Source organism: Halopseudomonas maritima (assembly GCF_021545785.1).
Taxonomy (GTDB): domain Bacteria; phylum Pseudomonadota; class Gammaproteobacteria; order Pseudomonadales; family Pseudomonadaceae; genus Halopseudomonas; species Halopseudomonas maritima.
The window spans coordinates 733,989-753,263 of the sequence record NZ_CP079801.1; the positions used below are offsets into that span (position 1 = coordinate 733,989).

Sequence of the window (19,275 nt, forward strand, 5' to 3'; positions counted from 1 at the left end):
TGCAGACAGTGAGACAAAACTATTTGAGGCGAGGGTGACGAGGTGCCCTATGAATGAACACTCACAAAAATGATTAGCCTTGGCCAATAGCCAAAACGCCTCGGGCGCCATTGCGGCGCCCGAGGGTCAGAGTCAAAACACTGCTGCGTCTGATCAGGTCAGGTCGTAGCGGTCGGCATTCATCACCTTGTTCCAGGCTGCGACGAAGTCCTTGACGAACTTCTCGCCGGCATCATCCTGGGCGTAGGCTTCAGCCAGGGCGCGCAGTTGCGAGTTGGAGCCAAACACCAGGTCAACCCGGGTGCCGGTCCACTTCACTGCCCCGCTCTTGCTGCAGCGGCCTTCATAGACATCCGCATCTGCCGCTGTTGGCTTCCAGACCGTATCCATGTCGAGCAGGTTGACGAAGAAGTCGTTGCTCAGAGTGCCCGGGCGGCTGGTGAAGACACCATGCTGGCTGTTGCCGTAGTTAGCGCCCAGCATCCGCATACCACCCACCAGCACGGTCATCTGCGGTGCGCTCAGACCTAGCAGCTGGGCCTTGTCGACCAGCATTTCCTCGTCCGCCACGCTGAACTTGCTGCGACGGTAGTTGCGGAAGCCATCGGCCTCAGGCTTGAGCCATTCGAACGAATCCACTTCGGTCATTTCGTCGCTGGCGTCAGTACGACCCGGCGCAAAGGGCACCTGTACGCTGTGACCGCCATCCTGCGCCGCCTTTTCGATGGCCGCAGCGCCGCCCAATACGATCAGGTCAGCCAGCGAAACCCGCTTGCCGCCAGTCTGCGCCGAGTTGAAGTCAGCCTGAATGCCTTCCAGCACCTTGAGCACGCGGGCCAGCTGCTGCGGCTGATTGGCCTCCCAGTCCTTCTGCGGTGCCAGGCGGATGCGTGCACCGTTGGCACCACCGCGCTTGTCAGAATCGCGGTAAGTCGAGGCTGCAGACCAGGCGGTGTAAACCAGCTCGGCCACACTCAGACCCGAAGCCAGCAGGGTCGCCTTGAGCACCGTCACGTCCTGTTCGTCGATCAATGCGTGATCTACCGCCGGCACCGGGTCCTGCCAGATCAGATCTTCAGCCGGCACTTCCGGTCCGAGGTAGCGTACCTTCGGCCCCATGTCACGGTGGGTCAGCTTGAACCAGGCGCGGGCAAAGGCGTCGGCGAACTCCTCCGGGTTCTTGTGGAAATGCTCGGAAATCTTGCGGTAAGCCGGATCTTCGCGCATGGCCATGTCGGCGGTCGACATCATGATGCCCACGCGCTTGCTCGGGTCTTCGGCATCTGGCGCATGGTCCTTCTCGGCCAGATTCTTCGGCGCCCACTGGTGTGCACCGGCCGGGCTCTTGGTCAGCTCCCACTCGTAGCCAAACAGCACATCAAAATAGCTCATGTCCCATTGGGTCGGCGTGGGCGTCCACGCGCCTTCCAGACCACTGGTGATGGTGTCGCGGCCCTTACCACTGCCGTGGGTGCTCAACCAGCCAAAGCCCATGGCCTCCAATGCGCCCCCTTCTGGTTCAACACCGACCAGCGCGGCATCGCCGGCGCCGTGTGTCTTGCCGAAGGTATGGCCGCCGGCCGTCAGCGCTACTGTCTCGTAATCATCCATCGCCATGCGGGCGAAGGTGTCGCGGATATCGCGGGCCGACAACAGCGGGTCAGGGTTGCCATCCGGCCCTTCCGGGTTGACGTAGATCAGACCCATCTGCACCGCAGCCAACGGGTTTTCCAGGTCGCGCTCACCGGAGTAGCGGCTGTTGGGCTTGTCGCTGGTTGCCAACCATTCGTCTTCGGCACCCCAGTAGATGTCTTCTTCCGGCGCCCAGATGTCAGGGCGGCCACCGGCATAACCGAAGGTCTTGAAGCCCATGGATTCCAGCGCCACGTTACCGGCCAGAATGTACAGGTCAGCCCAGGACAGCTTGTTGCCGTACTTCTGTTTGATCGGCCACAACAGGCGACGCGCCTTGTCCAGGTTGCCGTTGTCAGGCCAGCTGTTGAGCGGCGCGAAGCGCTGGTTGCCGGTCGAAGCGCCACCACGGCCATCAGCCACGCGGTAGGTGCCGGCCGAGTGCCAGGCCATGCGGATCATCAAGGGGCCGTAGTGACCGTAATCGGCAGGCCACCAGTCCTTGGAATCAGTCATCAGGGCAGTCAGGTCGCGCTTGACCGCCGCCAGATCGAGCTTTTTGAATTCGGCAGCGTAATCAAAATCAGCGCCCATCGGGTCGGACACCGGGTTGTGTTGGTGCAGAATGCTCAGATTCAGCTGGTTCGGCCACCACTCCTTATTAGTGGTACCGCGACCGGTCAGCTTGGTGTTGGAACCATGCATTACCGGGCATCCGCCAGTCTTGTTGTTGCTCATGTCTATCTCCGCTCTCAGGTAGGGTCATACGGATAGCGCAGTCAACAGCCTGCTCTGCCAGGCGCTGTTGGCTACCACCTGTGAGTAAGTTAAGCACGTGATGCGATTGATGCCATTAACTTAATTCAAAGCACTCAATAGCATTTGACTATCAATTACAAATCACGGCTTAGAGCGCTCAATGGCCACCGGCAGGCGGAAAAATGGCGGAAGGACATGGGAGTCGAACCCACCAGACGCGCGTTGCGCATCTCACCGGAGTTGAAGTCCGGGCGCCCCACCGGGGACGATGTCCATCCATTGCAGCGGCGGGCTCAGCCCGCCACCAGAAAACGCTGTTCGCGCACAAAACGGGTCACGCCCGCCCGATCCAGATACTCCAGCACCTGAATGGTCAGGTTGCGGCCGATGCCCGAGGCATCGCGATACTCGGCGGCGTTAAAACTGCCGGACGGCGAGTCTGCCACCAACTGCCGTGCGACCGCTACCAAGCCTTCCACCTGTGATGGCAGGTAATAACGGTTGGCTGCTACGGCCACCAATTCACCCGCCCGCTGCATGCGTTGCAAGAAGGCTTTAAGCACATCAAGTTCAATACCCAGCGCGCTGGCCAGCTCGCCGACAATCGGCGGTCGCAGCCCGCCCGGTGCCAGCTCGGCAGCCACCCGCGCCAGCAGCTCGGCATCCCCCGCCTGCAGCTGCGGCCGGTGGCCTGGCAAATACAGCGCCCAGGCGGTGCGTTGCAGCCGGCCCTCGGCCTGCCAGCGTTGCAACAACTGGCGCGCCACCGGCAACGGCAATTGCAGACAGCCAACCAGGCCAAGCTGCCCCTCCCCCGGCCCGAGCAATTCGGGATGCTGCTGATGCCAGTCGGCCAGACGCTCGGCCAACCGCTGCCAGCGCGCTTCGCCGGCCTCAGCGGTCAGCGCGACCCGCTGGCCCGCGGCCGCCAGCACGATCAGGTTTTCCCGCGGCAGCAGCTGTTCCAGCTGATCTGCAGACAGGTTCAACCTGAGCGCCAGTTCAGGCAGCGACACTGCGCCCTGCTGCAGTGCTGCGCTCAGTACCTCACTCGCTGTGCTGGCCGCCGCCCAGCCTGCCAGCAGCGCCAGACGCTGCGGATTATTGCGGCCACGGCGCATACCCTGCGGGTCCAGCACCCGGCCGCCACCCAGGGTGGTGTTGGCCGCCGGATCGCGAATAATAAAGCGGTCACCGAACACAGCTGACACCGGCTGCTCCAGCATCAGCTGGGCCAGCCCCGCGACCTCATCGAGCAGCACCAACCGCGCCGGATAAATCGCCGTACCCAGATGCAGTTGCAGCACGCCACGATGCCAGCGGCTATCCGGCAATTGGGTAAGAGAAACGTCCAGCCGATCACTCAGCGGCAGTACCTGCTCAGTCAGCCAATCGCCGCGCTGGGGCTGCTCGGTAGAAACCGCGCCGCTCAGGTTCAGCGCGCAGCGTTGCCCGGCGCGCACGTCAGTGATCTCGCGGGACGCCCGCTGCAGGCTGCGCACCCGCACCTGCTGCCCATGTAACCAGAGCGTCTGGCCCACCTGCAGGCGCCCGCTGACCAGCGTGCCAGTCACCACGCAACCCGCTCCGGCGATGCTGAAGCGCCGGTCGATCATCAAGCGCGCCGGGCTGTCGCTGGGCCGCGCCTGCTGCCGCTCGACCTGCGCCAGCAAGGCCTGACGCAAGGCGTCGATACCCTGCCCGCTGGTGCTCGACACCCGCCATACATCTGCAGTGGGCCAACCCGCCTCGGCGGCCAGCGCCTGTACCTGCTCGACAACACGCTCGCGCTGCGCGTCATCCACCAGATCACAGCGACTGATCACCAGCTCCAGCTCGCGTACCCCCAGCAATTGCAGAATCGCCAGATGCTCACGGGTCTGTGGCATCACGCCGTCATCGGCGGCTACCACCAGCAGCGCCATGTCGATACCCGCAACCCCAGCCAGCATGGTGCCGATAAACCGCTCGTGGCCAGGCACATCGATAAAGCCCAGCGGCTCGCCAGCCTCGCTCGGCAGCCAGGCAAACCCCAGTTCGATGGTCAGCCCACGGCGCTTTTCTTCGGCCAGCCGGTCGGTGTCTACCCCGGTCAGGGCGCGAATCAGTGAGGTCTTGCCGTGATCGACATGCCCCGCTGTGGCGACGATCACCCGGCCGCCCCCAAGGCAGTGCGCAGCGCTGCCGGGTCTTCCAGGCAGCGGCAATCGAGCAGCAGGCTGTCGTCGGCAATGCGGCCGATCACCGGTTGCGGCAGCTGACGCAGGCGCTCGGCCAGTTGACGCAGCGCGCGGCTGCGCTCACGCCGATTGCCACTGGTGCTGCACATACGCAAGGCGGCGCTGGGCAGCACGTCGAGCGGCAACGAGCCGGAGCCAATCTGGCTGCTGACCGCACAAACATCCACCGTAAAGCCGTCACCCGCCCACTGCTGCAAATCAGACAACACAGCGTCGCAGGTCTGGCGTATCGACTCTTCGCTGCGGGTCAGCAGGCGCAGGGTCGGCACCCGCTGCACCAGGGTGTCCGGATCGGCATACAGGCGCAGCACCGCTTCCAGTGCTGCGAGGGTAAGCTTGTCGCAGCGCAGGGCGCGCTTGAGCGGGCTCTTGCGAATGCGCGCAATCAGGTCGGCACGTCCGGCGATGATGCCGGCTTGCGGGCCGCCCAGCAGTTTGTCGCCACTAAAGGTCACCACGTCGACGCCTTCGGCCAGCACCTGGGCGACCACTGGTTCGGCCGGCAGCCCCAGCGCCTGCAGATCGATCAGCGAGCCGCTGCCCAGATCCACCGCCAGCGGCACCTGATGCTCACGGGCAATCGCCGCCAGCTGCGCCTCGCTGAGCGCGGTACTGAAGCCTTCGATGCGGTAGTTGCTGGTGTGCGCCTTGAGCAGCAGCGCGGTGCGCGGGCCAACGGCTTCGCTGTAATCACGCGGATGGGTACGGTTGGTAGCGCCAACCTCGCGCAGCTTGCAGCCGGCGCGGGCCATGATGTCTGGCAGACGGAAGGAGCCACCGATTTCGATCAGTTCACCGCGCGACACCACCACCTCGCGGCGGTTCGCCAGTGCATTGAGCACCAGCAGCACGGCAGCGGCGTTGTTGTTGACCACGGTCGCGGCCTCAGCGCCGGTCAGGCGGCAGATCCACTGCTCGACGTGATCGTCACGGTCGCCACGTTGGCCGCTGGCGAGATCGAACTCCAGATTGCTCGCCCCGAGGGCGACCGCGTTCATCGCCGCCACCGCTTCCGGCGGCAAGGGCGCGCGGCCCAGATTGGTATGCAGCACGGTTCCGGTCAGGTTCAGCACCGGGCGCATGGAGGGTGCCAGCGTCGCCAGCAGGTGCTGACGCAGCCAGTGCACCAGCGCCTCGTCGTCGCTGATCTCGCCGTCGCGCCACTGCTGCAGGGCGGCACGCACACCATCAACCACCAGTGCACGGCCGTGATCGGCGATCAGTTGCTGCACCAGCGGCCAGGCCAGAACCCGGTCAACCGCTGGTGGTCGGTTGTGGGTGGCCGTCATGCGGCCACCTGCGGCTCAGTCTGCGTCGCCGCTTTGCAGCAGGCGCAGAATCTCTGCCAGCGCGCCATCGGCAAGCGCGCGCATTTCATCGTCGGTGCGGTCCTGAATCGGATGCGGAACAAAGACCATGGCCGGATCAAAACCAAGGGCTTTGGACTGCAACGCCGCGGCCTGAACAAATTCACTGGAGGCAACCCCTACTCCCGGGATCTGACGAGACTCCAGGTCTGCGATGTCATGCATACAGCACGACGTGCAAGACCCTCAGTCGGCCAGACCTTCCACCAGCAGATCCACCTCGGCGGCCATCTGCTGCTTGAGTTCGGTCGGGGCAATGCGGGTGAAGGTCGGCTTGTTATAGCGCTTCACCGCAATACCCATGGCTGCCAGTTGTTCCTCGATGCGATCGAGAAAGACATTGCCGCGTGGCTTGGAGATGTCGAGCAGGCCGACCACTTTACCTTCAAGGCTGACGGGACGGGCCAGACGCGCGCGTTGGGCCGGCGCGCGTTCCGCGGTCGGATCGAGCACAATGCTGTGGTTCATGACGTTACCTCACGTGTTACCGGAGACGAGCCAACCGGGCCGGAAGCGGCCCAGCCAGCGATGATGGCGGAAAACAGGCCGGCGGTGCCGCCAGCCCGGACGATCAGCAGCCCGCCCGGACGGAACTTGGGCACCTGCTGATCCTTGAAACGTTCAGGGATACCTTCGGCGATACCGCCGGCACCGGCTACCAGCTCGGCCCCGGGGCCAGCAGCAGCTTTTCGAGTTCTTCGCGCAGCCGCTGCTTCGACCAGCCGGCCTCGATGAACACTCGGGCGTGCTCGGGCGAGACTACCAGCACCGCGTCACCGGCCATAGCCAGCTTGGCGTGATCGACAGTGCGCAGCGACAGGGCAAAGGAGCGCGCCAAGGATTCCGGGTCGCGGGACTTCTGATCAACGATGCCCTGCACCCCTTCACCGGGGAACAGCGTCACCGCCGAGCGCCCGGCCTCGATGCCGCGCTCCTGCGCCAGCGGCAGCCAGTCGGCGTCTTCGGCCTCGGCGAAACAGAAACTGTACTTGCCCGGATTGCCCAGGGTTGCGCGATCGATCTCGCCCGGTCGACCACCGCCGACGTTGCGAATAATCAGTTGCAACGCCCGGCCAATGGTGGCGTTGGCGCGGTTGCCCTGCCCCAGTGCGTTGACGCCGGAATTCATGCCGATAGCGCGGGCGGCGGGGCCGTTGACCACAATCATCGGGCTGCCAAACATGGTGGTGCAGATCAGCCCGTGCAGGCCAAATTCATCGGTCAGTGCCGCTTCCAGCGCGGCCAGCAGCACCGGCATGTATTCCGGCTTGCAGCCGGCCAGCACCGCGTTGATCGCCACTTTTTCAACCGTCACGGGGACCAGATCCGGCGGCATCAACCCCACCACCTCGTCGGGCTGGCGGCTGGTACCCTTGAGCATGCGCAACACACGCACCGGGGTCGGCGGCACCACCGGCAGGCCGTCGCTCCAGCCACGCTCGAAGCAGGCTTCCATCGGGTCTTCGGCGCTGCCCATGTCGATCTCGCGGGACTGCAGGCGAATATCACCAAAGGCCAGTTCCAGTTCTTCGGCAATCCCCGGCTCCAGCGTCTTCGAGCCGCAACCCGGACGCATCACCGGCAGCGCCTCACCCAGCTCGGGCAGGCCGGTCATCTGTCGCCAGTCGTCCTTGTGCCAGCCGTAGGTGCGCTCGACCTCTTGGCCGTTCTCAACGCGAATCAGCGTGGGTACAAACTCGATGCCCAAGTGGAAAGAGTGTTCCAGACTCTGGTCGTACAGAGCAGAGGGCAGCTCGGCGGCGTACTCAGCCGAGTCTTGGGAGTAGACCGTCAGTGGGCCGGCCTGGGCGATCTCGGCCAGCAGCGGTTCGACCAGTCGGCAGGTCGGACAATCAGCCTTGGCAACAACAATCAGGCCGTCGGGGAGTGCGGGTTTCATGGGCAGCCCTTGTGGGGTCTTGTGTCTCAATGAACAGACAGAATAGGCAGCCCAAAGCCCGCTGCCAACCCGCCCGGCCCCGTCATCGGCCTGCTGATTGACTTGCCATCAGCGCAGCCGCAGTCTGCTACCAGCGGGCGTAATGATCCTCTACCAGTCCCCAGGCATCAGCGATCTGCAGCGTCTCGCCGGGCAACCGCAGCACCCCGCTGTATTGCCCAAAATGCTGCTTGAAATTGGACGCCAGCAGCAACGCGTTGCGCTTTTCCTGACGGCAGCCGACCGGCGCAAACTGCAGATCAATCTGACCATCAGCCGAGCGTAACTGCCAGGGTGCGAGTGGCGCGCTGCGATCAAACTGAAAGTCGACCATATCAACCTTGATCAGCTGTTCATCCAGCCACAGCCCGTTCTCGGTAAAGCCGGTTTCATTTACTCCCGCCGCCAGGTTGAAGCCCAGCCGGCGGCCGTCGGGCAAGCGGCAAGACAGGCTGCCCCAGTTCCAGAATGTCTCACGGCGCATGAAGCCCGCTGTCCAGTCTACCGCTGCCAGCGCGCCAATCTGGCGCAGATCAAACCGCTGCCCGCGCCAGCTCACGCTGCCACTGCACACACGCGCCGCCGTCTTGCGGGTGAACACCCAGCCTGCATAGCCGGCACGGGCGCACACAGACAGTGGCTGCTGGCTAGGTGCCTCGTCTATGCGCGCATCGATCCGCGTACCATCGGCCAGCGCCACCTGAAGCCGGCGCACACCCGGCTCAGCCGCCGCGTCGATAGTGATCTGGTTTCCGCCCTTCTCAAAGCGTGCCAGGCCAGTGTCAGGACGCGGCTCTATACGCGTATTGCGTGCCAACGGTTGCATAAAGCTGAACTCGTCAAAGCGCTGGGTACGCGGGTCATACAGATACACAAAGGCATTGCTGAGAAACTTCAAATCCACAATCGCTACACCAACCACCAGCTCCGCGCTGAGCAGGCTGATGAACTGAAACTGGTTGGCGCCAAAGCGCTTAGCCAACTGCGAACGCGGCTTGTCCATCACGGAGCGCAGATCAAAATCGAGGTAGTTGATCTCCTCTACCCCATCGGGGAAGAGACCATAACTGGGCTGGCCTGCGGCGTTGATCAGGCGGGGTAAGGCTGGCATTGGGGTGCTCTCTTGTTATGGGCCAAACCGCATTCGATAACGCACCTGCAACAAGGCAAATGCGTCTATCAACCCTAATCGCACTAGCGGAAAAATACCAACGCGAGCGCCGCGTATCACGCAGATGCTCAGGTGGAGGCCTACACACTCCACTGGCCTGCCGTCCCATCAAAAGCAGCGCGCAAAATGACCAAACAACCCTGCGCCTGCCTCCTCGCCAGCCAATGCAACGACACCTTGGATGTGAGCGCACCAGCAACCTGATAGACCGCAGCCGGCAGCAACCACGCAGAACAGCGGCGCTCAGCCTGCCAGCGCCCTGAGCAACTGGGTGCGCTCCCACACACTGAGCAACTCTAGCGGGTCAGTGCCCGGGCTGTCCCAGGCCTGCTGCTCGGCAACGCGGCCGTCGTCCAGCTCGCAGCGCAAACAGTGGTGCAGTCGGCCGGCGTCCTTGAACAGGGCAATGCGGTGCTGATCGATACGCACCCAGACGCTGCCCGTGTCCACATCACGCCAGTGCGGGCCAACGTCAGGACGCAGCGTCTTTTGCTGCAGCGCCACATCGCGGAACAGCTGATACACCTCGCGGGCGCCCACTGCCGTCATGGCGCGGCCGTCAGCGCCTGCCAGGCCCGTTCACCACGCTTGGCGCCGGCCGCAGCCCACATGCGCTGTACGGTCTGATCTCGCACCCAGCGCTGCCCTGCCTCATCATTCGGCTGCTCTGCCCATTCGGCAGTGGCCTGGGTCATCAGCGCACGTACCCATTCCGTGGCACCAGCCAGCAGCAGCTGCCCACGGTTGGCGCTGCCCACCTCAGGCGCGATACGCTCCAGCAAGGTGATGGCGGCCAGCATCTGGCGCAGCAGCGCCTGCGGCCAGTCACGGGCACGCCCCTCGCGCAGCAGATAGCCCATTAGCGCGGCGCTGACGTACAGTTCCTCCAGCGCGCCGAAAGGTCTGGCGTACTCGCTCCAGCCGTCACCCGCCAGCATGGCTGAGGCATCCAGCTGCACATTTTGCAATTGCATACGCGCCGCCGGCAGCTCGGGCATAAAGGCCGCCGGATTGCGCGGGCTCATTGTTACCCCCTCTGCCGTAGCCGGCAGGCGCACCACACTCAGCGTGCCGTCCGGCCCGCTGGCCCGGCAGACCACAAAGTAGGCTTCACAGTGCTCCGGCAGCGGCACCCAGCCCTTGTTACCGTTCAGACGAATGCCGCCTGCGTCGTCAGCCTGCCAAAGGGTCTGCAAATCGCGCGGGCTGCGAATGCCCTCCTCGCTCAGGCTGAAACCGTGCAGCCCGCCGCCGCTGATCTGCGGAAACATTGCCCGCAGTGCGGCTTCATATCCGGCACTGAACGCCCAGGCGGCGCGGTCCGCCTGAAAGCCGCCCATCACCGCCAGTGCAAACGGCGACAACTCATCCAGCGGCAACTGCCGCCAACTGGTCAGCCAGTCATCGGGACTCTCCATCGCAGGCGCATCGACCGACGCCGTCAGGCACCACTGCACAGGGGAAAACGCGCTCACAGACCTCTCCTCTTGTTCGCTTTATTGGCAACCCGGCGAGACTAGCACGGAGCCGACATGGCGCGCGCCACCAGCCAAGCGGCATCCTCGCGCACGACCAGCCCCAACACGCCCAAAGAAATAAGCATGCCGCTCTGTTATGGGGTTGGCTGCGCTGCCGTGCTGCAAGCCCTGCGCCCTGCGTATCCGGCTGAAACTGCAGAGCAAAGCCCGAAGCAGAGACAGATTAAAGCCCTATTCTCGGCCTGACTGGCAGATTGAGGCCATAAACCGCCTGGCACAGCTCTCGGCCATATCAACTCGGCATGGATAGCATCAACTTGTTGTATTGGCGGGGGTTTCCGAGCCGCGATTAGCATAGCCCGACAATAAAACCAGCTCAGGTGACCCCCCGTGAATCTCGGAAAGATACTGACCCGCAGCGCCCGTTACTGGCCAAACCTTGAAGCCGCTGTCGACTCGCGCCTGCGTCTGACGTTTGCCGAACTGGAACGTCGCACCAACCGTCTGGCCTCAGGCCTGGTCAATCTGGACCTGCCCGAAGGCGCCCACATCGCTATCCTGGCGCCCAACCGGGTCGAACTGATCGAGGCCGAAGTCGCACTGTACAAGGCCGCAATGGTCAAGGTGCCGATCAATGCGCGCCTGTCGATCGATGAAATCATCCGCGTGCTGGAAGACTCCCACAGCGTCGGCGTTATCACCATTCCCGCCTTTGCCAAGGCCATTCAAGCCCGCCGCGCCGAAGTGCCGCGCCTGCAGTGGATCATCTGCATGGGTGACGAAGGTGGCGACATCAGCTACGACGACGTGCTTGCCAAGGGCAGCGAAACCTTTGAATCCCGCGACCCCGCCGACGACAAGCTCGCCGTGCTGCACTACACCTCCGGCAGCTCCGGTGTGCTCAAGGCCGCCATGCTCAGCTACGGCAACCGCAAGGCGCTGATCCGCAAGAGCCTTGCCAGCCCGACGCGCCGCGCCGAGCCGGGTGACCGCATGGCCCATGTTGGACCAATCACCCACGCCAGTGGTATGCAGATCATGCCGCTGCTCAAGGCCGGTGTATGCAATTACCTGGTCGAGCAGTACGACGACCGCCGCCTGCTGGAAACCATTCAGAAAGAGCGCATCACCCGCCTGTTTATGGTGCCGGCGATGATCAACCGCTTGGTCAACCTGCCGGGCGTGGAAGACTACGACCTCAGCAGCCTGAACCTGATCATCTACGGCGCCGCGCCCATGGCGCCAGCGCTGGTCAAACGCGCAATGGACGTCTTCGGCCCGATCCTCGCTCAGGGCTACGGCGCCGGTGAGACCTGCTCGCTGGTGACCATTCTGACCGAAGCCGATCACCTCGACAGCACCGACAACTACCGCCGCCTGGCCTCCTGCGGGCGCTGCTACTTCGAGACCGACCTGCGGGTCGTGAATGACCAGTTCGAAGACGTCAAACCCGGTGAGATCGGCGAGATCGTCACCAAGGGTGAAGACATCATGCAGGGCTACTGGAATGCCCCGGAACTGACCGCCGAGGTCATGCGCGACGGCTACTACCTGACCGGCGATCTGGCCACCGTCGATGAGCTTGGTTACATCTTCATCGTCGACCGCAAGAAGGAAATGATCATCTCCGGCGGCTTCAACGTCTACCCCACCGAGGTCGAGCAGGTGCTCTACGCCATGCCGGAGATCTTTGAGGCCGCGGTCGTCGGTGTGCCGGACGATCAGTGGGGCGAAGCGGTCAAGGCGGTAGTCGTGCTCAAGCCCGGCAAGCAGCTCGACGCCGAAGCCATCATGGCCTACTGCGGCGAGCATCTGGCCGGCTTCAAGAAGCCGCGCAGCGTCGACTTTGTCGATGAGCTGCCGAAAAACCCCAACGGTAAGGTCGTGCGCCGACTGGTGCGGGACAGCTACTGGAAAAACGCAGACCGCAAGATCTGAGCCCACGGAGACCCCACCATGTTCCAACCAAGTGAAAAGGCCCAGGCCATCATCGCCGACATCAACGCCTTTGTCCGTGACGAGATCAAGCCACTGGAGAAAAGTGAAAACCTGCAGTGGGGCGGCAGCTACCCGCGTGAACTGCTGCAGCGCGTCTGGCGCATGTCCTGCGAAAGGGGCTTCTACAACATCATGCTGCCGGAGGCCCTCGGCGGCGCCGGCCTCAGCGTGGCCGACGTCTGCGCGGTCAAGGAAGCCACGGTGCTCAGCGGCAGCATGCTGGCCCCGCACATCCTCGGCGAACTGAGCGGTCCGCCGCGTATCGGCCACCTGTTCAAGGTCGCGACCGACCACCAGGTCCAGGCCATCCTGCAGCCGATCTGCCGCGCCGAAAAGGCCATCTGCTTCGCCCTGACCGAAGCCGAAGCCGGCTCCGACGCTACCGCGCTCAGCACCACAGCGGTACGCGACGGCGACCACTATGTGCTCAACGGCAGCAAGCGTTATATCTCCGGCGCGTCCTACGCCGACTACGCGGTACTGATGGCCGTGACCAATCCAAAGGCCGGCCCGGCCGGCATCTCCGCGTTCTTCGTTGATCTGAAAGCCGAAGGCGCCAGTGTGCGTGATGACTACGGCGTGATGTCCGGCAAGGGCGCGCACGGCGACATCACCCTGGAGAATGTCCGCGTGCCGGTGGAAAACCTGATCGGCGAGGAAGGCAAAGGCTTCAAGCTGGCGATGGGCCGTATCACCGTCAACCGCCTGCTGCACTGCCCGACCATGCTCGGCATGGCCGGTCTGGCGCTACAGCTGTCGGTCCGCCACGCGCAGACCCGCAGCCAGTTCGGCAAGCCGATTGCCGCGTTCCAGGCGGTCAATCACATGATCGCCGACATGGCGACCGAGCTGGCCGCGGCACGGGCGCTGATGTACGCCACGGCCGCGCAGTATGACGCCGGTGACAACATCGCCGTGCAGTCGCCCATGAGCAAGCTGTTCTGCTCGGAAACCGCCTTCCGCATCATCGACCGTGCGGTACAGGTGCACGGTGGCTCAGGCCTGATTCAGGGCAACGCGGTGGAGTTTCTGTTCCGCGCCAGCCGGATGATGCGCATCCTCACCGGCACCAGTGAGATTCAACGCAACGCCATCGCCAAGGGACTGCTCATGCCGGGCTAAGACGGCCCACGCTGACGCGCCCCGGCCTGTGCCGGGGCGTTTTCATAACAACAATTCGAGAGTCCCCATGACAGCCCAAGACACCCTCTACCGGCCAAAAACGGCCTGGACCATTGCCGGTTTGTTGGCGACCATGATGCTGGTCAACTTCCTCGACAAGGTTGTCATTGGCCTGGTCGCCGTACCGATGATGCGCGACCTGGACCTGACACCGGCCGAATTCGGTTTGATCGGTGGCAGCCTGCATTGGCTGTTCGCCATGGCTGCGGTCGCCGGCGGCTTTCTCGCCAACCACAAGCCGACCCGCACCCTGCTGCTGATCATGGCGGCGTTCTGGTCGGTCATTCAGCTGCCGATGCTACTCGCCACCTCGGTCTGGGCCATCATTGCCTGCCGCGTGCTGCTGGGCATCGGTGAAGGTCCGGCCTCGCCCATCGCCACCCACGCGCTGTACAAGTGGTTCCCGGACAACAAGCGCAGCCTGCCGGTCGCCCTGCTGCACTCCGGCAGCTCGCTGGGCCTATTGGTCGCGGGCCTGATGATTCCCTGGGTCACCCTGCACTGGGGCTGGCGCGCCAACTTTGCCGTGCTCGCGGTGCTGGGCTTTGTCTGGTGTCTGGCGTGGCTCAAGTTTGGCGAGGAAGGCCGCCTCGATCAGGCCCGTGCCAGTCAGCTGCCAACCTCCTCCGAGCGCCTGCCCTACCGTCGCCTGTTGAGCGACCGCACGGTGCTGACCAACTACTTCTGTCACTTTGCCGCCAACTGGTCGCTGGCCCTGACCCTGACTTGGGTGCCAACCTACCTGGAAGTCGGCCTGGGCATCGACTCGCTGAACACCGGCCGCCTGTTCGCGCTGTTTGTGGTGGTCACCACGCCGCTCAGCCTGATCATGGCCTGGTGGTCGCAGGACCTGATGCGCCGCGGCTTTTCCTCGCGGCTGGCCCGCTGCGTATTCGTCTCCGTCAGCCTGATCATCAGCGGCGCGCTGGCCTTTGCCCAGACCATGCCGGATATTCCGGTGGCGGCGCGCGTCACCCTGATGACCCTGAGTGGTGGCTTCGCGCTGGTGATGTACTCCGTCGGCCCGGCGATTCTCGGTGAGATCACCCCCGCCAGCCAGCGTGGCAGCATTCTGGCAATGGGTAACGGCTTTGCCTCGATTGCCGGCCTGAGTGCACCCGTCGTCACCGGGCTGCTGGTGCAGAACGCCACCGGCCACGTTGCCAGCGGCTACGAGCAGGGCTTTATGGTTACCGGCGCAATCCTGATCGTCTCCGGCCTGCTGGGCCTGCTGTATATGAACCCCGCCCGCTCACAAAGCACGCTGGGCGCCGGCGACAGCACCGCAGTCGCAACCACAAACTAAGCTCAGACATCCGCCGAGCCGGCCGTTGCCGGCTCGCGCGGTGCAATTAGCGACCCCTTCCAGCGGCCGCTCTCAGCCAGCTCTATCAACGTGGCGCGCACCAGATCACGCATGCAGGACGCCGGAAAGCTGAGCGGCCGGTGCACCGAGTACGCCAATGAAATGGTGCGCCGAATGCTCGGCTCGACGATCCGCCGCGCATACTGCTGCTCCTGATCCTCCAGCGGCGGCCAGTTGGTGATGGTGCAGGCCAGACCTGCACGCACCAGACTGCTGATACTCTGCGCCGAGTTCTGCTCAAAGCTCACATGCAGATCCAGCCCGGTCTCCATCGCGGCCTGATCCACCCGGCGGCGCAGATGCAGCGCCCGTGGCGGCAACACCAGCGGCGCCGACAGCGCCTCGGCAAAGCTGATGGTTGAGCCGCTGGTCGGCATTGGCATACGTCCATACCACCACAGCTCCTCCAGCAGCACCGGCTCGGCACTGACGTGCGCCAACTCCTCGGCGTTGGGCACCACACCAAAATCCACATGGCCCAGCTCAATCGCGTGGCCAGCCGCCGAACTCATGCCGTCGGTGATCTGCAATTCGATACCAGGAAACTTCTCGCGGGTGCGGGTGATCAGCTCCGGCAGCAGCAAGGAGGCAGCCGACACCGGAATCGCAATCGCCACCCGCCCCTTGGGGTTGCCCCGGGTAGACTCCAGCTCATCCTTCACCGAATCGACCTTCTGAATCACCGAACGGGCAATCTCGTACAAGCGCCGCCCGGCGTCGGTCAGCTCGGTGCCGCCGTGGCGGCGCTCCAGCAACTGCATCTCCAGCTCGCTTTCCAGTAGACCGATCTGTCGGGACAACGCAGGCTGGGCAATGTAGGAGTCACGCGCGGCAGCGGAAAAGCTGCCGGCTTCGGCAATCGAGATCAGATAACGGAGCTGTTTCAGTGTCATAGCACACCCATAACAAAGCAGAATAGATGCCATACAATTTCGCTACTTGCCCGGCCAATGGCGAGTAAATAGCATCTCTGCCATTACAAAAACACATAATTGGTCGTCATCACAACAACAATGAGGTTCTCGTATGACGAAGCTGCTTACCACCCGCCGGACGCTTGTGCGCCTGCTGACGGCACTGACACTGTGGTTGCCCGGCGCCCTGGCGCAGGCAGACGCCGCCTCGCCACCTCTCTGGCCCGACAAGCCGCTCGACCTGCTGGTGGGCTTCAGCCCTGGCGGCGGCGCCGACACCCTGGCTCGTCTGGTGGCGCGTCAACTGAGCGTCGAGCTTGGCCAGCCCGTCACCGTGCGCAATATTGCCGGCGGCGGCGGTATCGTCATGGCTACCACCCTCAGGCACGCAGAGCCCGACGGCTACACCATCGGGCTGGCCGCCAACTCGGCCTTCGACGGCATGCCGACGATCACGCCGCTGCGCTACCAAACCGATGATTTCGACTACCTGACTACCGTCAGTCAGTTGCAGAACGCCCTGATTACCAGCGGCAACGCGCCCTTTGCCAACTGGGAAGAAATGGTCGCCTACGGCCGCGAGCACGGTCTGAGCTACGGCTCGCCCTCGCCCATCACCCGTGACGTGCTCAACCTGGTTGCCGAGCGCGAAGGCATACGGATTCGCTTTATCCCGATGCGCGGCGGCATGGATGTCATCAACAGCCTGATCGGCGGACACATCGATATCGCCTGGAGTGCGGGTATTCATCAGGCTTTCTTGCGTGACGGCAAGATCCGCGTACTTGCCTCGCTCAACGCCGAGCGCCTGCGTGCCTCGCCCGGCAAGCCGGCGATCCAGGAGCTGGGTTATCCAATGGGCTACTCCTCCTACTTTGTGCTGGCCGCACCGACTGGCCTGCCCGGTGAGATCAAACACCGTCTCAGCGCTGCGCTGATCAAAGCCAGCCAGTCGCCGCGCGTTGCGCAACTGGCTGAGCAGCGTATGGGCTTTCCCAATGTGGTGATGACGCCTGAGCAGATCACCCGTTTCATCCACCAGACCGCCGCCGACTATCGCCGCCAGGCGGCATCAGCGCCGCTCAACTGAGCGCAGGAGGTAGCATGTCCGAACGTACCCTTGATCTGTGGGCTGGCCTGCTGATTGTGCTGGCCGGCCTCGCTGGCCTGCTCTATCTGATTCCTGCGCACATCGGCGACGGCTTCGGCTTTGGCCTGTCGCCACGGTTTTTCCCCTACCTCTGCATCGGCGCCACCACCGCGCTGGGCGCTCTGCTGCTGCTCAACCGGCTGCTCAGTGGAGCTGAGACCCGGCGCATCGAGTTCAGTCGCCGCCATCTGGGCCGTTTGCTGCTGTTGGTGGCCCTGCTGGCCGGCAGCCTGGCGCTGATTCAGTGGCTGGGCTACCTCGTCGGCGCAGCCTTTCTGGTCGCCGCCTTCATGCTCGCCATGGGCGAGAAACGCATCAGCCGCATTCTGCCCACCGCCACACTCTGGCCGCTGGCGCTGTGGCTGCTGTTCAAACTCGCGCTGGGTGCGCCGCTGGACTGAGGAGCTACGACATGCAAGACATTCTGCTGGGGTTGGCCGATGCCTTCACCCTGAGCAACCTGCTCTACATCGGCGCCGGCGTGCTGATCGGCCAGATCTTTGCCGCAGCGCCGGGCGTCGGCGCGCTGATGGCCATTACCATCGCCGTGCCCTTCACCTTCTACCTCAGCCCGGTGACCGCCATCGGCTTTCTGGTCGGCATCAACAAGGGCGGCACCCTCGGCGGCGCCGTCTCGGCCATCCTGATGAACACGCCGGGCTCGGCGGAGGCCACCGCCACTACCTTCGACGGCTACCCGATGGCGCGCAACGGACAGGCACTGAAGGCGCTGCGCACCGCACACGCCTCGTCGGTCAGCGGCGACGCCATGAGTGATCTGGTGTTGTTTCTGGTGGCCGCACCGCTGGCCGTGCTGGCGGTCAAGATGGGGCCGCTGGAGATGGCCTCGGTGGTGCTGGTCGCCTTTGTAGTGGTGGCCGGGCTGGCCGGTCACTCGATGATCAAAGGGTTGATCGCCGCCGCGCTCGGGGTGCTGCTCAGTCTGGTCGGCACCGACCCGGAAACCGCTGGCGAGCGCCTGTCCTTCGGTATCCCGGAGCTAATGGGCGGGCTATCGATCAGCGCCGTTGGTATCGGCGTGCTGGCGTTGGGCGAAATCTTTCGTCAGGCCATCCTGCACGGCGATACCGGCAGCCAGCCAGAGCCGACCGAGCTGGGCGAGAGCAACACCAACCGCTTCCGCTGGCGGGACTTTCGCCATATCCTGCCAACCATCCTGCGCTCTACCGGCATCGGCACCGTGATTGGCGCCATCCCCGGGCTTGGCTCCACCGCTGCCGCCTTCCTCGGCTACGCCTCGGCCAAACGCGCCGCCGGGCCGGACAGCCAGTTCGGCAAGGGTGACATCCGCGGGGTCGCCGCCACCGAGGCGGCCAACTCGGCGGTGGTCGGCTCCAACTTCATCCCGCTGCTGTCGCTGGGCATCCCCGGCAACGTGGCCGCCGCGCTGATTCTGGGCGCCTTCGTGATCCACGGCATCACCCCCGGGCCGCAGCTGTTCTCCGAACAGGGCCGACTGGTCTACGCAATCTTCGGCGCCATGCTGATCGGCACCCTGTGCAACCTGGTGTTCGGCCTGTTCACCATGCGCCTGTTCGTCAAGGTAATCCGCCTGCCGCTGCCGATCATCCTGCCCTGCGTGGTGCTGCTCTGCGTGACCGGCATCATCGTCTCCAGCAACCTGTTCAGCGCCTGGCTGCTGATCGGCTTTGCGGCGCTCGGCTTTTTCATGCGCCTGCTGGACTTCTCCTTCGTGACCTTCATCATCGGCTTCGTGCTCGGCCCTGCATTCGAGCTGAACGTGCGCCAGAGTGTGCTGCTGGCGGACGGACAGATCGGCTATCTGCTTGATCGGCCGGTCGCCTGTGGCTTCATGCTGATGGCCCTGTTCCTCACCTGGCGCATCGGCCTGCGCCGCCGCAACGCCGGACGCTGATCGGCCCGCGCACAGCACCTGCACACCTGCAGCTGCTGTGCGCATCCCCCTCCTCCGCAACATGCCCGCCCCACCGCGGAGCACGGGCACCTGCGACCATGCGCCACCCCATGCCAAAAGGTTATAAACACCATCGAAATACTGTATTTGCGGGCCAATAACCGCAGCAATAGCATGCAGTC

At 64.0% G+C, this 19,275-nt stretch carries 16 protein-coding genes and 1 tRNA gene; 6 read left to right on the forward strand and 11 right to left on the reverse strand.

Translation table 11 applies throughout. The annotated features are described in order from the left end of the window. Window positions 1–153: 153 nt before the first annotated feature. The 10 genes from katG to HV822_RS03405 all read right to left on the reverse strand — a co-directional run bounded on the left by katG (window position 154) and on the right by HV822_RS03405 (window position 10,583). Window positions 154–2,370, reverse strand: a complete 2,217-nt coding sequence (katG, locus tag HV822_RS03355; protein ID WP_396264999.1) for a catalase/peroxidase HPI — start codon at window positions 2,368–2,370, stop codon at window positions 154–156. Between the two features lie 204 nt (window positions 2,371–2,574). Further along, a tRNA-Sec gene (locus HV822_RS03360) sits at window positions 2,575–2,669 on the reverse strand. 15 nt (window positions 2,670–2,684) lie between these two features. Beyond that, a complete protein-coding gene (gene selB, locus HV822_RS03365; RefSeq protein WP_238872313.1) occupies window positions 2,685–4,544 on the reverse strand; it encodes a selenocysteine-specific translation elongation factor in 1,860 nt (619 codons plus the stop codon). Next, entirely contained in the window at window positions 4,541–5,920 is a 1,380-nt protein-coding gene (selA, locus tag HV822_RS03370; RefSeq protein ID WP_238872314.1) for an L-seryl-tRNA(Sec) selenium transferase, read from the reverse strand. Before selA ends, selB begins: the two co-directional genes overlap by 4 nt. 15 nt (window positions 5,921–5,935) lie before the next feature. After that, window positions 5,936–6,466, reverse strand: a complete 531-nt coding sequence (locus HV822_RS18135) for a UGSC family (seleno)protein (RefSeq protein ID WP_275419400.1) — start codon at window positions 6,464–6,466, stop codon at window positions 5,936–5,938. Continuing rightward, window positions 6,463–6,600, reverse strand: coding sequence for a hypothetical protein (locus HV822_RS03385; RefSeq protein WP_238872318.1), 138 nt, complete (start codon window positions 6,598–6,600; stop codon window positions 6,463–6,465). The genes HV822_RS18135 and HV822_RS03385 overlap by 4 nt, the downstream gene beginning before the upstream one ends. 53 nt (window positions 6,601–6,653) lie before the next feature. Further along, window positions 6,654–7,898 carry a thioredoxin family protein gene (locus HV822_RS03390; RefSeq protein ID WP_238872319.1) on the reverse strand — a complete coding sequence of 415 codons (1,245 nt, stop codon included), beginning with the start codon at window positions 7,896–7,898 and terminating at the stop codon, window positions 6,654–6,656. 127 nt (window positions 7,899–8,025) lie between these two features. Next, window positions 8,026–9,048 carry a DUF2804 domain-containing protein gene (locus tag HV822_RS03395; RefSeq protein ID WP_238872321.1) on the reverse strand — a complete coding sequence of 341 codons (1,023 nt, stop codon included), beginning with the start codon at window positions 9,046–9,048 and terminating at the stop codon, window positions 8,026–8,028. A 303-nt stretch (window positions 9,049–9,351) separates the two neighbouring features. Then, entirely contained in the window at window positions 9,352–9,657 is a 306-nt protein-coding gene (locus tag HV822_RS03400; protein ID WP_238872323.1) for a DUF7693 family protein, read from the reverse strand. Then, window positions 9,654–10,583 (reverse strand): acyl-CoA dehydrogenase family protein, encoded by a 930-nt coding sequence (locus tag HV822_RS03405; RefSeq protein WP_238872324.1) that lies wholly within the window; start codon window positions 10,581–10,583, stop codon window positions 9,654–9,656. Before HV822_RS03405 ends, HV822_RS03400 begins: the two co-directional genes overlap by 4 nt. Before the next feature lie 393 nt (window positions 10,584–10,976). Here HV822_RS03405 and HV822_RS03410 point away from each other — a divergent pair, with 393 nt between their 5' ends. The 3 genes from HV822_RS03410 to HV822_RS03420 all read left to right on the forward strand — a co-directional run bounded on the left by HV822_RS03410 (window position 10,977) and on the right by HV822_RS03420 (window position 15,072). Continuing rightward, on the forward strand, window positions 10,977–12,524 hold the full coding sequence (locus tag HV822_RS03410) for a class I adenylate-forming enzyme family protein (protein WP_238872326.1): 1,548 nt from the start codon (window positions 10,977–10,979) through the stop codon (window positions 12,522–12,524). Window positions 12,525–12,542: 18 nt separating this feature from the next. Further along, the gene (locus HV822_RS03415; RefSeq protein ID WP_238872328.1) at window positions 12,543–13,706 is read left to right on the forward strand and encodes an acyl-CoA dehydrogenase family protein; all 1,164 of its coding nucleotides are present in this window, start codon (window positions 12,543–12,545) and stop codon (window positions 13,704–13,706) included. A gap of 67 nt (window positions 13,707–13,773) precedes the next feature. Further along, on the forward strand, window positions 13,774–15,072 hold the full coding sequence (locus HV822_RS03420; protein WP_238872330.1) for an MFS transporter: 1,299 nt from the start codon (window positions 13,774–13,776) through the stop codon (window positions 15,070–15,072). A gap of 2 nt (window positions 15,073–15,074) precedes the next feature. On the opposite strand, the gene HV822_RS03425 is transcribed toward HV822_RS03420, so the two are convergent. Further along, window positions 15,075–16,025: a LysR family transcriptional regulator gene (locus HV822_RS03425; RefSeq protein ID WP_238872332.1), complete on the reverse strand. Its 951-nt coding sequence runs from the start codon at window positions 16,023–16,025 to the stop codon at window positions 15,075–15,077. Between the two features lie 133 nt (window positions 16,026–16,158). On the opposite strand from HV822_RS03425, the gene HV822_RS03430 reads away from it, so the two are divergent. From HV822_RS03430 to HV822_RS03440, 3 genes are read left to right on the forward strand one after another with little or no spacing between them, the layout of a single operon-like run. Further along, the gene (locus HV822_RS03430; RefSeq protein WP_238872334.1) at window positions 16,159–17,136 is read left to right on the forward strand and encodes a Bug family tripartite tricarboxylate transporter substrate binding protein; all 978 of its coding nucleotides are present in this window, start codon (window positions 16,159–16,161) and stop codon (window positions 17,134–17,136) included. A gap of 14 nt (window positions 17,137–17,150) precedes the next feature. Beyond that, window positions 17,151–17,597, forward strand: coding sequence for a tripartite tricarboxylate transporter TctB family protein (locus HV822_RS03435; protein WP_238872335.1), 447 nt, complete (start codon window positions 17,151–17,153; stop codon window positions 17,595–17,597). Window positions 17,598–17,608: 11 nt separating this feature from the next. Then, on the forward strand, window positions 17,609–19,093 hold the full coding sequence (locus HV822_RS03440) for a tripartite tricarboxylate transporter permease (RefSeq protein WP_238872336.1): 1,485 nt from the start codon (window positions 17,609–17,611) through the stop codon (window positions 19,091–19,093). Window positions 19,094–19,275: the final 182 nt, after the last annotated feature.

Excerpts from the sequence above, each read along its gene's own strand:
- HV822_RS03400 (WP_238872323.1), bottom strand. The coding sequence starts at position 9,657 with ATGACGGCAGTGGGCGCCCGCGAGGTGTATCAGCTGTTCCGCGATGTG.
- HV822_RS03425 (WP_238872332.1), bottom strand. The coding sequence starts at position 16,025 with ATGACACTGAAACAGCTCCGTTATCTGATCTCGATTGCCGAAGCCGGC.
- katG (WP_396264999.1), bottom strand. The coding sequence starts at position 2,370 with ATGAGCAACAACAAGACTGGCGGATGCCCGGTAATGCATGGTTCCAAC.
- HV822_RS03395 (WP_238872321.1), bottom strand. The coding sequence starts at position 9,048 with ATGCCAGCCTTACCCCGCCTGATCAACGCCGCAGGCCAGCCCAGTTAT.
- selA (WP_238872314.1), bottom strand. The coding sequence starts at position 5,920 with ATGACGGCCACCCACAACCGACCACCAGCGGTTGACCGGGTTCTGGCC.
- HV822_RS03390 (WP_238872319.1), bottom strand. The coding sequence starts at position 7,898 with ATGAAACCCGCACTCCCCGACGGCCTGATTGTTGTTGCCAAGGCTGAT.
- HV822_RS03435 (WP_238872335.1), top strand. The coding sequence starts at position 17,151 with ATGTCCGAACGTACCCTTGATCTGTGGGCTGGCCTGCTGATTGTGCTG.
- HV822_RS03415 (WP_238872328.1), top strand. The coding sequence starts at position 12,543 with ATGTTCCAACCAAGTGAAAAGGCCCAGGCCATCATCGCCGACATCAAC.
- HV822_RS03430 (WP_238872334.1), top strand. The coding sequence starts at position 16,159 with ATGACGAAGCTGCTTACCACCCGCCGGACGCTTGTGCGCCTGCTGACG.
- HV822_RS03440 (WP_238872336.1), top strand. The coding sequence starts at position 17,609 with ATGCAAGACATTCTGCTGGGGTTGGCCGATGCCTTCACCCTGAGCAAC.
- HV822_RS03420 (WP_238872330.1), top strand. The coding sequence starts at position 13,774 with ATGACAGCCCAAGACACCCTCTACCGGCCAAAAACGGCCTGGACCATT.